The sequence below is a fragment of the Ihubacter massiliensis genome (assembly GCF_024125305.1).
Classification (GTDB): Bacteria; Bacillota; Clostridia; order Peptostreptococcales; family Anaerovoracaceae; genus Hominibacterium; species Hominibacterium faecale.
Window position 1 is genome coordinate 1,109,121 of the sequence record NZ_JAMXVH010000001.1, and the last position, 14,448, is coordinate 1,123,568.

General features: G+C 47.9%; 16 protein-coding genes. 1 reads left to right on the forward strand and 15 read right to left on the reverse strand.

The window, feature by feature from the left end:
- Window positions 1–3 precede the first annotated feature (3 nt).
- From NIA71_RS05100 to NIA71_RS05150, 11 genes are all read right to left on the reverse strand, one after another.
- Window positions 4–1,269, reverse strand: coding sequence for a DNA recombination protein RmuC (locus NIA71_RS05100; protein ID WP_148395929.1), 1,266 nt, complete (start codon window positions 1,267–1,269; stop codon window positions 4–6).
- Between the two features lie 4 nt (window positions 1,270–1,273).
- Window positions 1,274–2,263 (reverse strand): helix-turn-helix transcriptional regulator, encoded by a 990-nt coding sequence (locus NIA71_RS05105; RefSeq protein ID WP_253019825.1) that lies wholly within the window; start codon window positions 2,261–2,263, stop codon window positions 1,274–1,276.
- Window positions 2,256–2,729: a hypothetical protein gene (locus NIA71_RS05110; protein ID WP_148395931.1), complete on the reverse strand. Its 474-nt coding sequence runs from the start codon at window positions 2,727–2,729 to the stop codon at window positions 2,256–2,258. Before NIA71_RS05110 ends, NIA71_RS05105 begins: the two co-directional genes overlap by 8 nt.
- A 15-nt stretch (window positions 2,730–2,744) precedes the next feature.
- On the reverse strand, window positions 2,745–3,254 hold the full coding sequence (locus tag NIA71_RS05115) for an O-acetyl-ADP-ribose deacetylase (RefSeq protein WP_253019826.1): 510 nt from the start codon (window positions 3,252–3,254) through the stop codon (window positions 2,745–2,747).
- A 302-nt stretch (window positions 3,255–3,556) separates the two neighbouring features.
- A complete protein-coding gene (locus tag NIA71_RS05120; RefSeq protein WP_148395933.1) occupies window positions 3,557–3,901 on the reverse strand; it encodes a Smr/MutS family protein in 345 nt (114 codons plus the stop codon).
- Entirely contained in the window at window positions 3,895–4,575 is a 681-nt protein-coding gene (locus tag NIA71_RS05125; RefSeq protein WP_148395975.1) for a tRNA threonylcarbamoyladenosine dehydratase, read from the reverse strand. Before NIA71_RS05125 ends, NIA71_RS05120 begins: the two co-directional genes overlap by 7 nt.
- Window positions 4,568–5,020 (reverse strand): regulatory protein RecX, encoded by a 453-nt coding sequence (locus NIA71_RS05130; RefSeq protein WP_148395934.1) that lies wholly within the window; start codon window positions 5,018–5,020, stop codon window positions 4,568–4,570. The genes NIA71_RS05125 and NIA71_RS05130 overlap by 8 nt, the downstream gene beginning before the upstream one ends.
- On the reverse strand, window positions 5,010–5,840 hold the full coding sequence (locus NIA71_RS05135; RefSeq protein ID WP_148395935.1) for an MBL fold metallo-hydrolase: 831 nt from the start codon (window positions 5,838–5,840) through the stop codon (window positions 5,010–5,012). The genes NIA71_RS05130 and NIA71_RS05135 overlap by 11 nt, the downstream gene beginning before the upstream one ends.
- The gene (locus NIA71_RS05140) at window positions 5,809–6,747 is read right to left on the reverse strand and encodes a DMT family transporter (RefSeq protein WP_253019827.1); all 939 of its coding nucleotides are present in this window, start codon (window positions 6,745–6,747) and stop codon (window positions 5,809–5,811) included. Before NIA71_RS05140 ends, NIA71_RS05135 begins: the two co-directional genes overlap by 32 nt.
- Window positions 6,726–7,262, reverse strand: a complete 537-nt coding sequence (locus NIA71_RS05145) for a 4'-phosphopantetheinyl transferase family protein (protein WP_148395937.1) — start codon at window positions 7,260–7,262, stop codon at window positions 6,726–6,728. Before NIA71_RS05145 ends, NIA71_RS05140 begins: the two co-directional genes overlap by 22 nt.
- 66 nt (window positions 7,263–7,328) lie before the next feature.
- On the reverse strand, window positions 7,329–7,628 hold the full coding sequence (locus NIA71_RS05150; protein WP_148395938.1) for a YerC/YecD family TrpR-related protein: 300 nt from the start codon (window positions 7,626–7,628) through the stop codon (window positions 7,329–7,331).
- Between the two features lie 192 nt (window positions 7,629–7,820).
- On the opposite strand from NIA71_RS05150, the gene NIA71_RS05155 reads away from it, so the two are divergent.
- Entirely contained in the window at window positions 7,821–8,765 is a 945-nt protein-coding gene (locus tag NIA71_RS05155; protein ID WP_148395939.1) for a calcium/sodium antiporter, read from the forward strand.
- 7 nt (window positions 8,766–8,772) lie between these two features.
- On the opposite strand, the gene NIA71_RS05160 is transcribed toward NIA71_RS05155, so the two are convergent.
- The 4 genes from NIA71_RS05160 to NIA71_RS05175 all read right to left on the reverse strand — a co-directional run bounded on the left by NIA71_RS05160 (window position 8,773) and on the right by NIA71_RS05175 (window position 14,433).
- Entirely contained in the window at window positions 8,773–10,392 is a 1,620-nt protein-coding gene (locus tag NIA71_RS05160; RefSeq protein ID WP_253019828.1) for an amidohydrolase, read from the reverse strand.
- 10 nt (window positions 10,393–10,402) lie between these two features.
- Window positions 10,403–11,815, reverse strand: coding sequence for an MFS transporter (locus NIA71_RS05165; protein WP_148395941.1), 1,413 nt, complete (start codon window positions 11,813–11,815; stop codon window positions 10,403–10,405).
- Window positions 11,816–11,941: 126 nt separating this feature from the next.
- The gene (locus tag NIA71_RS05170; protein WP_253019829.1) at window positions 11,942–13,054 is read right to left on the reverse strand and encodes a helix-turn-helix transcriptional regulator; all 1,113 of its coding nucleotides are present in this window, start codon (window positions 13,052–13,054) and stop codon (window positions 11,942–11,944) included.
- A 197-nt stretch (window positions 13,055–13,251) separates the two neighbouring features.
- Window positions 13,252–14,433, reverse strand: coding sequence for a S41 family peptidase (locus NIA71_RS05175; RefSeq protein ID WP_253019830.1), 1,182 nt, complete (start codon window positions 14,431–14,433; stop codon window positions 13,252–13,254).
- Between the last annotated feature and the right edge of the window lie 15 nt (window positions 14,434–14,448).

Below are 14,448 nucleotides of genomic sequence, written 5' to 3' on the forward strand. Positions count from 1 at the left end.
CCTTCAGTCAATATCATCTGTAAAGTCCAACAACGTTTTACTGTCTTCTTCCGCCAGGCTGGAGACGCTGCGCAGCTTGCGCTGAATGCTCCTGGTCCTGGTGCCGATCAGCTTGTCCAGCTCGGAATTGGCCTGATTGATCCGGTTTTGAGTCGCGGCCAGTACGTCTCCGAATTTATCGAACTCGGTTTTGACTGCCCCCAGAACATCCCATACCTGACTGGAATGTTTTTGAATCGCCAAGGTCTTGAATCCCATCTGCAGGCTGTTGAGCAGGGCCGCCATGGTGGTGGGCCCTGCGATATTGATCTTGTAATCCCGCTGCAAGGTTTCCACCAGTCCCCGGCGCACCACTTCCGCATAAAGCCCTTCGAAAGGAAGGAAGAGAATGGCAAAATCCGTGGTCGCGGGCGGCTCCACGTATTTATCGTGGATATCCTTTGCCGATTTTTTCACAGCTCGTTCCAGCAGCTTGCCGGTTTCCTGGATCATCAGAGGATCGCCGCCATCGTAAGCATCCATCAAATTGGCATAAACGTCGGCGGGAAACTTGGCATCGATGGGCAGATAGACAGCTGCATCCCCCTCCCCCGGAAGGCGGATGGCGAATTCCACCCGTTCACTGCCGGAAGGCTTGGTGCGGACATTTTCCTCATACTGATCGGGAGCCAGAATTTGTTCCAGGATGGCTCCCAGCTGGATCTCGCCCAAGATGCCTCTCGTCTTAACATTGGAAAGCACCTTTTTCAAATCCCCCACACCCGAAGCCAGGGTCTGCATTTCTCCCAGCCCCTTGTACACTTGTTCCAGCCGCTCGCTGACTAGCTTAAAGGATTGGCTGATGCGGGTTTCCAAAGTCTTTTGCAGCTTTTCATCCACTGTATGCCGCATCTGCTCCAGCTGCCGGTTGTTATCGGCAGTCAGGGCAGCGAGCCGCCCTTCCATGGTCTGCCGTATCTGTTCCATCTTATGTTCATTTTGTATGGTCATGCTGGCAAACTGCCGGTTCATCTCCGCCAATCGTTTATCCTGAGCCTCCGCAGATCCCCGCTGGTTGACGGCCAGCATTTCGCCCAGGGCTTTGACGCTGCTCTGAACCAGCTGCAGCGTTTCCTGCCTGGATACCTGTATCTGCTGCTCCAGATCCCGTTTTGTCTCTTTAATAAGCTGGGCCTGCATACCGGAACGGCTGAGGGCACTGATCTTCAGCAGCGCAAAAACAAGCAGCACAACAGCAGCCAGCGCTGCCGAAAGTGTGATATATTCCATAGATTTACCTTTCGTATTTTTGATTGATTGCTTTTACCCGCTCCGCTACTTGCTGCCGCAGACTTTCCGGAGCCAGAACTTCCACACTGCCGCCGAACTGGATCGCCCAGTAAGCGATCGCTTGTTCATTTGCCTTTACCCGCACCAGATACCCGTCTTCTTCCCGGGAAATCTCAATGTCTTTTCCCAGCCAGTCGATGGCATCGTTGATCCCCCATTCTTCCACCTTTAAGGTGATCATCGAGGATTTTCCGGAAAACATATAAAGATGCTCCGCCATATGGGTCGGCAGATCCAATCCGTTTTTCAGCTCCTCCACCTCTTCCAGCGGCTTGGCGTCCAGCTCTAGAATCTCCGTATCGGTGATCTTTTCTACGCGGAAATGGGTGACATTATTGTATTTGTTCACGTTGCCGATCAAGTAATAGCGCCCATTGGCAACTACGATCTGATAGGGGTTGACCAGATGTTTGTTTTCTGTTGTGTGGTGCAGCTGTTTATCCGGTCCGTATTTATTATAGAAAAAGGAGATCTTTTTCCTGTCTTCAATTGCTCTGCTGATCTGCTCGATGGTATGGAAGAGTTCATTTCCTTCATCCCTCTCCATCCGTTCAATGTTATAGACGTGGCGCATCTGTTTTTTAAAAAAGACGCTGGATTGGTTAATCAGCTTCTCAATCAAATCCTGCGCCTGCTTTTCCGGTATATGGCGGGAAGCCATCACACTGTCGATCAAAAGCCGCAGCTCGCCGTCTCCGAATTCACGTTTTGCTAGAAACCACCCCTTCTTCTTAGTGTGGCGGATTTCGTAGCCCATATCCTGTAAATCGCCCACATTTCTCGATACCGCTTTGCGCTCGCAGACGATGCCAAAGTCCCGTTCCATAATTTCAACGATCTCTTTTTGCATCAGCGGGTGATCCTGGTCTGAGTATCTGCGGAGAATTTCCAGGATATAGAGGATATAGAGTTTTTTTACTTGTCCTTTACTCATCGGTTTCTTCCCCGTCCTCCAGGGGATATTCCTCCGTATAGTCGGTATAGACGATGTCCAAATCGTGAAGAGCCTGATTAACATCCTTTTTGCACTGTTCTACTTTTGCGAAAATTTCCTTGTAGGTGGACAATTTAGCCTCTTCCTTCATGGCTTTCTTTTTTAGAAAAACCTGCAGCTGCACATACACATCACACAGGGCGATAAACAAGGACAACGCCCGGCTGAAGCTTTCCGCCACCTCTTTTGAAGCCTGTTCATCGATTTGAATATGAACGATATCGATCTCCTGGGCCAGCCTTTTACAAGCTTTCAATTTTGCGATGTTGCCGTCATAGTCCTTCTTGCGGAATATGCTTCGAAACTGAGAATCGTTGATAATCTGCTGCTCCGCTTCTTTAAATTCTTCCACAACGTCGATATAAAAATGTTCGATCCTTTGGATCAGTGTTCGATAGTCTGACATTGGTTTCCTCCGCTTCTACTTTTCGGACATATTTTCTATCAGCTGTTGATAACGATTCAGATCGCTGTCACTGAAAGCAACCAACAGGATTGCCATCTCATACTCCTTTAGGAAATCCAGGCAGGCTTCCACTGCGATTTGAGCGGCCTTTTCTTTTGGATAACCATATACGCCTGTGGAAATAGCGGGAAAGGCGATAGAGGCCAGCTGATTTTCTCTGGCCAGCTTCAAGCTGTTTTGATAGGCATTCTTCAGAAGCTCCGGTTCACCCTGCTCCCCTCCGTGCCATACCGGCCCTACCGTGTGGATCACGTGCTTGGCCGGAAGTTTATATCCTTTGGTTATCTTGGCTTGTCCCGTTTCGCAGCCAGCAAGGGTCCTGCACTCTTTTAGCAGTTCTTTGCCCGCTGCCCGATGAATGGCTCCGTCCACGCCTCCGCCGCCCAGCAGCGTCCGATTAGCAGCATTGACGATAGCGTCTACGTTCAGCTTTGTGATGTCTCCTTTTATCGCTTTCAGGCTCATTGAGCATCATCCTTTCTTTTTCTTCTCTCATTCGGTCCCGTTCTTTCTTGTAAGCGTTACTGCGTGTTTCTTTTAAATAGTCGTTCCACAGAACAAGAACTAAAGCAATGGCGATCAGCATGAAAATCCAAGGTAAAATTAACAACATATTGTATGCACCTCCGTCTGTTCTACTTGATATGGTTATACCCGTTCTCTTGATAGTTAAACTATACCAAAGTCTATGTCCGTTTTTCGGTGCGTATGCGAAATTTCTTGAAATTTTTTTAAAAATTTTTTCCCGCCGGGTCTGGCTGCCTTTTTTATCGCAGCAAGACGACGGTAATTCCCCGGTTTCCATCGATATAGCGGCTGAAGTCCCTCAGCTGAGGACAATAATCGATAAACACTTTTTTCTTGGAATACCAATCCTCGCCGGCTATGGCTTCTTTGATCACTCCCCGCAGGAGCGGTTCTTTCAGTTTGCTTTTCGTCGCGACCTTAATCGCTCCGCCCGTGCCTGTGGAACCATATCCGTGTACAATGACCGCAGCTTTGCAGCCGCTTCTCTGGGCGGTGGTCAGATCGTTGACCAGGTTGCGCATTGCCTGGGGAACAGTCGGATATCCCCGTTCCAAATTAATTTCTTTTACTTTTACCATTACCATTTTATCAAATCCTTTACCACTTCGCCCGCAAGGATCAGCCCCGCTGCCGGAGGCACGAAGGAAACGCTGGCCGGAACGCCCCGCTCCGCCTGCTCTGCAGGTTCTTCTCTGGAATAAACGACTTTCAGGTCTAAAATTCCTCTGCGGCGAAGTTCTCTTCGCATGACCTTGGCCAGGGGGCACACAGAGGTCTTGTCAATGGTGGTCACTTCAAATCGGGTCGGATCCAGCTTGTTGCCTGTTCCCATGGATGAGATGACAGGCACTTTTGCTTTCCTGGCCCTGACAATCAGATCCAGCTTGGCAGTCACCGTATCGATGGCGTCCACCACATAATCAAATCGTGTAAAATCAAATTCGGTCGACGGCAGAAAAAAGCATTTATGAGCCGTCACCCGAATCTCCGGGCCGATGTCCAAAATCCGCTCCTTCATGACCTCCACCTTGTCCCGGCCCACCGTGCTTTCCGCGGCTATGATCTGCCGGTTGATGTTGGTCACATCCACCTTATCCTTATCAATGAGATCAATAGCACCGATTCCGGCCCGCGCCAGGGCTTCTGCGGCAAATCCGCCCACGCCTCCGATTCCGAAAACAGCTACCCGGCTGTTTTGCAATTTGTCGATTCCATCTTGTCCCAATATTAATTTTGTCCTTGTAAAACGGTCATTCATCATGTTGTTCCATATAACTTCCTATTATTTGATATACCACATCTGAACGATATCCCAGCCCAGTCAGCCGACGCCCCATCTTAGCCATCAGCTTTTCATCTATCTGCTTTCCAGCCGCGATTTTGGCCGCCTGCTTTTTCGCCCTTTCCATCTCCGTCTCTTCGCTTTCATATTCTTCGAATGCGATTTCAATGGTAGCGCGGTCGACGCCTTTTTGTTCCAGTTCTCTTTTGACCCGGTAGGCGCCCTTCCCCTTGCCAAAGGCATAATCAAAATATTGGCGGCAATAATCCTGGTCGTCCAGATAATGGAGCTGGCTTAGCTCCCGGATCACCTCTTCGATTTCCTGCTGGGAAAAGCCTTTTGCCTGCAGATGCTCTTTCATTTCACGGCAGGTCCTGGCTCTCGGCCCCAGATACCTGAGAGCTGAATCTTTAATATCCATAGCTGCTCCCCGCCGTGGCTGCCACGCACTTATCCCCCAGCGCTGTCTTGAGGTCGCAGATGGCGTCGATTCCTGTGCAGTGGACCGGCATTATCAGATCCATTTCTTCTTGTATGATCTGGTCCACCACCTTTTTTCTCATATCTTTCCCAGCGCTGTAAAGATGCATACCCGCTGCCAGCACCGCGATCCGTTCGCCGTCAAACAGTTCCCTGGCCCGGCGGACTGCCGCAACGACGCCCCTGTGGCTGCATCCCGAGAAAACGTACAGTCCTTCCGGTTCCCGGATGACGAGAATTTGTTCGTGATCCATGGGGTCCGGCTCATAGCTGCCGTCTTGACATTTCCGGTAAAAACTTTCCGCGGGCTCAAATCCGGGAATCTCAGGGATAGTTCCCGATATAACAATATTTTCTGAAATCCACTCTGGGCCATTTGTACGGACGATCCTTGGATCGATCATGCTCCGCTGGTGATCGTTCCAGCGAATTCCGCAGGTCTGACTCTCCCACTTACCATCTTCCTTTCCGTAAGTTTCATAGAAAGCGCCCTGGTGAATGTAGATGGGAGCAATCTGATTCAGCTCGCAGAACTGCGGTACTCCCCCAGTATGATCGTAGTGGCCGTGACTGATGACCAGTGCTTCCACCTGGGAAAGGTCCACGCCCATCGCTCTTGCATTTTGGGCAAACAGTGGAGAAGCCCCGGTGTCAAACAGCAGCTTTCGCCCTTGGGCCTCTATGTATATCGATAACCCGTGTTCTGCTATGCAGCCGGGTCCGTCGGTCTTATTCTCCATCAGAATTTTGAATCTCATCATCTGCCTCCTTTTTCTTTCCTGACACACTCAGGCCTACAACTCCGACAATGATTAAAACCGTGCAAACGATATGATACGCAAGGAGAGGTTCTCCCAGCACCACAACGCCGGCTATAATGGATATAGCCGTGGAAACATTGCCGAAGATCGTAGCCTTTACCGCTTCCATCTTGCTTAAAGAATAGCTCATCAGCTGGGCGGAAAGCAAAATACAGCCCACGCCCAGATAAGCCGTTGCTATAATAAATTCCGGGTGGGAAAAGGGCTCAAAGTAGGTGTGAAGCGTCCCAGAAAACAGTCCCTGGACCAGGAAAGCCAGGTTGAAAATCACGCAGCCGCCGATGATAATGGCCGCAGAGATTTCGATGGGTTTGTATTGGTCGCGGACATAACGCATAAAAACATTGCTGATGGCCATGGAAATGCTGGAAAGGACCAGCAGGATTGCGCCGCCGATGTTAAGGGAGACAGTGGTGCTGCCCATAACGATCATCACAATCAATGCCGCTACAGTCAAACAAACAAAAATATTTTGAAGGACAGAGGATTTTTCTCCCAAAAACAGTGAAGCGATGATCTTAGCGATAATCGGGATGATGGCAAAAATTATGGAACCTTCAATGGAAGTAGAAAAGATAAGTCCCACCACCTGCAAAACCATGAATCCTACGTAAAAACCCGCCGTCAGGATCAGATTTTTTTTCGGCTTGCCACGCAGATTGATTTTTCCAATGCGCAATGCCAGAATAATTACCAGCGCCAGGAACGCAAAATTATATCGGTGTACCAAAATTTGAAGGCTGCTAGCAAGCGGCACGCAGGTCTTGACACCTAAGAACGAAAACCCGACTAAAATAGAAAACAGTATTGCAGCGCCATATCCTTTCACACTATTTGTCTTATCCATAATTCTCTCTTTTCTTTCATGCAGCAGGATCCTTTGATCCCCGCACAAACATCGAAATCAATAAATTCTACACTGGTATCCTTCAGAGTCGAAAAGCTACGGAGCCGTTCGGTAAAGCCGTCGCCCGTGTATTTGGCGTAGGCCTCCTTTCTTGCCCAAATTTGGAAGAATCCTGATTCTCCCCTCGATTGGACATATTCCCTCTCGTCAGCTGTATAGTAACGTTCTGCGATTTTTTCTCTGCGGCAGCCGCGAATCTCTTGCACATCCACCCCCACCGTCCCAGTATCCATCAGGCAGACCCACAGGCTCCCGGTGTGGCTGACCGAAAATTCAATCGGAACTTCCTGAAAATATGGTTTTCCCCGCTCGGTTCGCAGAATACGACCGGAAACCGTCCCCAAATTCAAACGCTCTTCATATATGTAGCGCTCGGCGGCACGTCGGACCAGTTCCTCTGTTCGCTGCCGCCCTTCCCGGCCTCCTTGATAACCTTCATATACGTATAAATACATTTTTAACTCCAAAACAGCGGAACCTGACAGTTCCGCTGTGTATATTTCTGTTCTCCCTTTACCGTCCTAATCGGCTTTTTCCATGCGGTCCAGAATTCTTTGGTAACCTTCGGCGCCGTATACCAGACATTTGTTGATCCTGCTGATCGTAGCCGTGGACGCTTTTGTCAGGTCCTCAATTTCACTGTAAGTTTTCTTTTCTGAAAGCAGCTTGGCCACCTGCAGCCGCTGTGCGATTGCATGAATCTCATTAATTGTACAGATGTCTTCGAAAAAGCGGTAACAGTCCTCCTCATCCTCCAGCAGCAAGATTGCCTTGAAAAGTTCATCAATGTCTGCGCGTTTGAATTTTGATTCGTAAGCCATATGATATAGCTCCTTTCATCCTTACTTCAACACATTACAGTACAATTATAGCACCCGGCAAAATGACCGTCAACACTTTTTACTTTCACGCCCTAAAGCGCGCCTGCAGCTTTTTCTGTAAAAATTAAAATTTGACAAGCTTCCGCATATTGTCATATAATTCCTTTAGTATATAAATAAAGGGGAAGAACATTGGATTACATATTATTAATTGTTGGATTCATACTGCTTGTTAAAGGAGCGGATATTTTTGTAGATGGAAGTTCGGATATCGCACGGTATTTCAGCATTCCATCCTTTATCATCGGCCTGACCATCGTCGCCTTCGGGACCAGCGCCCCCGAGGCTGCCGTCAGCATCACAGCGGCAACTACCGGCCAGAACGGCATCGCCGTGGGCAACGTGATCGGCTCCAATTTATTTAACTTGCTCATTGTTCTTGGGGCCTGCTCTCTGCTCAAGCCATGTCCCGTACAGCCGCACATTTTAAAGAGCGAATATCCCCTCTCTATCATAGCCGCGCTTCTGTTTCTTGTTTTAACGCTTACCGCCCTTGGCTCTGGCACAGCCCTTTCTCTATCCAGGCCGGACGGCTTGATCCTTTTGGCAGTCTTCGCGTTTTTTATCATATCGACGATCCGCAAGGCAATCAAGCAGCCAGTCTTTGAGTCTGCTTCCGGGGAAAAGAAGCCTTCTCTGCCCAAAGGAATTTTGTTTGCGTTGATCGGACTGGCCGCTGTTATTTTCGGCGGACAGCTGGTGGTGGATAAAGCCAGCGCCATAGCTGCCTCTTTCGGCGTCAGCCAGACGCTCATCGGCCTGACCATCGTCGCGATCGGCACATCCCTGCCTGAATTGGTAACGAGTATTGCCGCCGCCAGAAAGGGAGAAACGGATATCGCCGTCGGCAACGTAATTGGCTCCAATTTGTTCAACATTCTCTTTGTGTTGGGCGCTTCCGTGACCGTCCACCCCATTCAGGTGGAAGCGATTTCGATTTATGATGCCTGGATTTTGATCGGCGCCAGCCTTCTGGTCATGATTCCCGCGCTTATAAAAAAAGAAATCCGCAGGGGCTGGGGACTTCTTTTTATTCTTGCATATTTTGTTTACAGCTATTATATCATTGTGCGCTGATCGTTAGTCATTCACGCTTTTTATATATGATTTCTCCTTCCGATATGGTCATATAAACTTCTGTTCGGTAAAAATCCGCCGCATCCGTATCAAAGAGATTTTGCTCCATCACTACTAAATCTGCATGTTTACCCACTTCTAAAGAACCTGTCATATCCTCAATCCCCATGGTATTGGCTCCGTTGATCGTAAATGCATCCAGTGCCTCTTCCAGATCGATGGCTTCTGCGGCATTTAAAACATCTTTCAAAATCGTATGGTCCTTCCCATACAAAGTTCGCAGCAGGGCAATCTGCATGCCCGCCGGAGGATATGGCTGAGGTGTCACGCCGTAATCGCTGCCGGCCGACACGATAAGGCCCAGGTCAAAGAAGCTTTTCATGGGATACTCCAACTCTGCCCGGTTGCCTAAAAAGGGAAGCTCGATGTTTTCGTAGTAGCCGGGAGCTTTGACAAACCAATAGGGATTTGATGAGATTCGTATATCCAACGCTTTCAGCCGCTGATAGTCTTTCGGATCTACCAACTGCATATGGGCAGCCACTGTGTTTCGCAGTTTTTCTCCATTTTTCTGATGGACGAATTCCATTGCGGTAAGCATTTCCGCCGCCGCGGCATCTCCTATAACATGAAAATGAAGATCATACCCCATCCGGTCAACCGCTGCACAGAACTGATTTAAAGCCTCCTGCTCCCAGAGCGGCTCCCCGTAGTAATCTTTCTGATGACAATATTCTTCCTTTAGAAACGCAGTGCCGCCTTCAACCACGCCGTCCACAAAGACCTTTACGATTGTCCCTTCCGTGAGCTTTCCTTCCTTAACCACTTTTGCTTTTTCATACTGAGCCAGTGACAGCTCCGGGTTTTCCGGATCGCTGGTATATGCCAGTACACATTTTATTTTCAGCTGTCCATCCCGGTTCAGTTCCCGATAGGCCTGGTGCATATTGCTGTTCAGGTCGACCATCGCGTCAAAGACTGCCGTATGCCCATACCCGGCCATCATGTCCTGAAAGTTCATCAATGCCTCTTTGTAATCGTCCGCGCTCGCATCAGGGACCAGATTCTGCAGATAGTCCTTTGCCTGGTCGCGAAAAGTGCCGCGAATAGATCCGTCCGCATTGCGCTCAATCGTTCCGCCCTCCGGATCTTCACTGGTCCGGGTTATTCCCGCCAGCTCGATGGCCCTTGAGTTTCCCCAGGTGGAATGTCCGTCGCCGGAGCAAAGTACGATGGGTTTGCTGCTGCATATAGCATCCAGCGATTCCTTGTCAGGTCCCAGTTCACCGAATGCCGGGTTCAGCCACCCCATGCCGGAATAGAGTTCTTGTTCAGGATTTTCCTCGACAAACTGACGAATGATTTGCAAATATTGGTCCTGCGTTTCTGCCGGATACAAGTCAATCTTTCCCAACGTGCGGCTGATTGACAAAGGGCCGTGTGCATGAGAATCGATGAATCCCGGCAGGACCAGCCGTCCTCCCAAATCGATCTGCTGGTCCTGTGAAGTGGCCTGCCTTCTGATCGCTTCATTACTTCCAATGCTTTTAATCCATTTCCCGTCCAACAGGATCGCTTCATAAAACCTTTTTCCGCTGTAAATTGTTCCGTTGTATAATGCAATCATATTCAGCCACCTAAACGATCCTTTCCAATTCTGATTCATCTGAAGGCTCTCCTGCTCTCTTCGCTTCCAGCTGCTGCATCAGTTTTTCAAAGGTTTTTTTGGAAAGAGGATATGCCAGACTGCACAATGCGCCCAAAACAAAGGTGATGATCGGAATTCCCAAAACAATATTGGAGATGCCGTTGATGGTTTCCGCAGACTGTACCGGAAGCTGAGGGTCGTATCCTACCAGGGTCAGCATAATTGTCAGCACCTGTGTTCCCAATGCCGTAGAAAGGGTAAAAATACATCCGTACATGGACATCAGGGCTCCCTCTTTTCTCTTTCCGTATTGATATTCATAGACTTCTGCCAAGTCATAAATGATGGGATAGATCAGCAGCCAGTATGCTCCGTTGCCCATGCCGAAGATGGCCAGCAGCAGGACCAGCATTCCAAAAGAATGGACGCCGACAAAATACATGATCGCCATACCCGCAGCACTCACCAGAAAGCAGAGGGCCATGCCCTTTTTCTTGTTGATCTTTGTCGCCAAAAGTGAAATCACCACGGTCCATCCCATTCCAATAAAGATGTAAATAAACATGGCTGTTGACATCTGCGCTTCTGTCAAACCTGCGTAAAACAGCACATAATAGACCAGTCCCGACTGGAATGCAATGTACCCAATCGCAAATAAAATCAGAATCCCAATCACCCATTTAAAAGGTTTCAGTTTGAGGATTCTCCAGAATGTTTTCAATGGGTTGAGTTCACGATCCTCCGGCGCCTCCAGACTTTCCTGCGGCAGTTCCTTGCCTTTTGTCGTTTTCCAGGTGATGAGGATGGCGATCAGACAGGCCGCACCAACAATCATCGCAAAATAATTCCACGCATTCCCTTCTGATGCACCTGATTTTGTAAAGGCCGCAACTGCGGTGAGGGGCAAAGAGATTCCAATAATATTGCCGACACAGTTCATGAAGGTAGCCGGAGTCCTCAGCTTCGTCCTCTCGTCGTAATCATTGGTCAATTCCGCACCCAGCGCATTATACGGAATCAGAAAAACTCCATACCCTATGTTAATGATGATAAACATTGCCATGTAGTACGCGAATTTTCCGCTGTCACTGAATTCCATAGGTCTGAAAAACAACACCAGACCTACCAGCAGCACGGTACCTCCGGCCAGAAGATACGGCCTTCTTCTGCCGAACCGGCTTCTGGTGTTATCGCTGATCGGTCCCAGCACTACCCCGACGATTGCTGCTATCACGGTGGCCACGGAAATAACCAGGCCCGCCTTTCCCGCACTAAGCCCTGCGATCGTCGTCAGAAAATACAACGCATACATAATATAAAAATTATATGCAGCCGCATCTGCCATCGCGCCAAAACCGTAACCGAAAATCGTTTTGTTTGAAAGCTTCTTTGTTTCGTTCATTATGACACCTCCTAAATTTTATGAGCCTAGAATATTAAAAAAAAGAGCCAACAGGAAGTTATAATGTTGCGCTCTTTTATCAGAAAATTGTCTAATTTCAGATTTTTGATTCTTTTTTTGTTTTTTCTATAACATTTCTTGCTTTTTTATCACAAGAATGCTCTCTTCATTTTGCAGCTCAATGGTAATTTTGTTTTTTCCCATCAAATCATGCTGTGTCATGACCTCGTTACCGCCTATGCTTTCCACAATAATCATTTTCCCGGCTCCTTCTTTTAAATGAAGTTCCACGATTTTATCAGTGTCGTCTATTTGGCTTATCCCGCTCATGACTGCTCCAATATCGGAAATCGGCTCCTCCAGAAACTCCTGGTGAATGACCGTATCTTTTTTGTGCGCTCTGCGATAAGCGCTTGGTATCATTCCAAAGAGACTTTTAAAGCCTTCGTTAAACGATTGATTTGATGACAGTGCAAATTGCATGCGGATTTCTTCAATCGTCTCATTTCCGTGGAGCAATGCGACTTCTGCTCGTTCACAGCGAATCATATGCAGAGATTTTTGAAAACCGTTTCCGACTACTTTTTTAATAAAGTGTGAAAGATAATATTTGCTCATGGCAAATTCGTTTGCCATTTTTTCCAGGGTAAGTTTTTCATTGCAACGCCGATACAAATACATATAGATGGCTCCGATCCTTTCCAGATCGACCTCACTGTTTTTCAGCACATTGTGGTCACCGGCAATCTGAAAACGCTCCAGCATGAACTCCATACGAAACAGCTGCAAAATCCGCTCAATAGAGTTTCGTACCTCGCTTTTCGGCGCAAACTGGGCATACTGTCTGATCAGCATCCTCAGGTTTTCAGCCTGCTGTATGAATTTTTCTTTGTTGGATTTCAAGACATCGATCCACCACACAATAAATCCTTCTGACGGCGGAAAGATTTCCTGGTCGATATGGATGCAGGAAATAGCCGTATCCTCAGCAATTGCTTTGATCCGATGAAGATCAAAGGCGTTAATGGCCAAAAATTCACCTTCCTGCAAGACGTATTGCTCAAAGGAAATCTTGCATTCAATCGTTCCCCTGAGAACATAGATGATCTCGACGCAATCGTGCATGTGAATCGGGTGTTCCTTGCAAATTGTATTCTTTATCACCACATCCTGATATCGTTCTCCGAATTGGGGACGAACCATTAGTTTGCTGTTCAGATAAAAATCCTTGCTGATCATAGCTGCTCCATTCTTTGTTTGAGAAGTGGCATTTCTTTTGATTATACCATGTTCCTGTGAAAAGGGAACCATGCATCGCGCTGTTGCCGAAGGGATCACGTTCTTAAATACGTTGAAAAAGAAAAGAAACGACCAAACATTCGCTCTGAATTTGTCCGGTCGTTTTTTATGTCCTTTTTTCCATAGTGATGCTGATGCTACTTTGCTTTCAGCAGCTCCAGCGCTTTGTTCAGCTGTTTATCGGTCTTGCTCTTTTTATCGTTCTTAACTTCATAAGTCGGTTTGATTCCCTTGCCGTTGATCACATGCCCTTTTGGTGAAAAATACTGCATGGTCGTGAGCTTGAGGGCGCTGCCATCGCTGAGCTCTCCTGTACTTTGGACAATTCCTTTACCAAAAGTCGTCGTTCCTACCAGCGGGTTTTTGCCGTCATCTTTTACTGCTGCCGCTATGATTTCGGAAGTGCTTGCCGTATTCTCATCCACCAGCAGCACGTATGGGATATCGATTTTGCTTTTTTCGGATTTCAAATACTGTCTTTTTCCATGCTGGTCCTGCAGGTATGTCACCGTTCCTTCACCCAGCAGTTCATCTGCTACCTGGATTCCGGCATCGACAATACCGCCGCCGTTTTCCCTCAGGTCGATTACCAGACCTTTTACCTGCTTCTTTTGCAGATTGCTGAGGGCGCTTTTGAAATCGTCCGCCGTATGCTCTTCAAAGGAAGAAATTTTAATATATCCGATCTGATCTTTCAAAACCTCGCTTTCAATGGTTTTGTTGACGATTGTCGCCCGTTTCATAACCACATTTTTTTCTTTGCCGTCCCGTGCATACGTAAGTTTTACCTTTGTTCCGGCCTTTCCCTTTAATGCCGCGCTGAAGGTGTCCATGGTGCTGTATGTCTTATCATTGACGGCCAGCAAAATATCTCCCGCTTCCAATCCGGCTTTTTCCGCCGGCGTATCCGGTATGGTATTGACGACTACATATTCCCCGTTTTTATTGGTGGAAAAGGTAATTCCTACGCCGTCAAATTCACCCAGTGTGCTGTCTGTCCAGGATGTATATTCCTCTTTAGTCATGTAGGCCGAATAAGGGTCGCCCAAACCGGCAACGAGCCCTTTATACATTCCTGTCGCCATCTGCTCCTCATCGGGCTTTTTATAAAAACTGTTTTCCAGTTCGTCATAAAGCTGATCCAGCTTGCCGTAACGTTCATCTAGTTTCTGATAATAATTGTAATTTTTCTTAGATACCTTTACTGTTCCCCCCAGAACGCCGTTTTCAATCAAAATCACCGATCCTGCGGCGATGGTGCCTCCCAGCAGGAAGGCAACGATCAGCAAAAGTACCAGGTTTCGTTTTTTTATCGTCATTCCAACTGCCTCCAT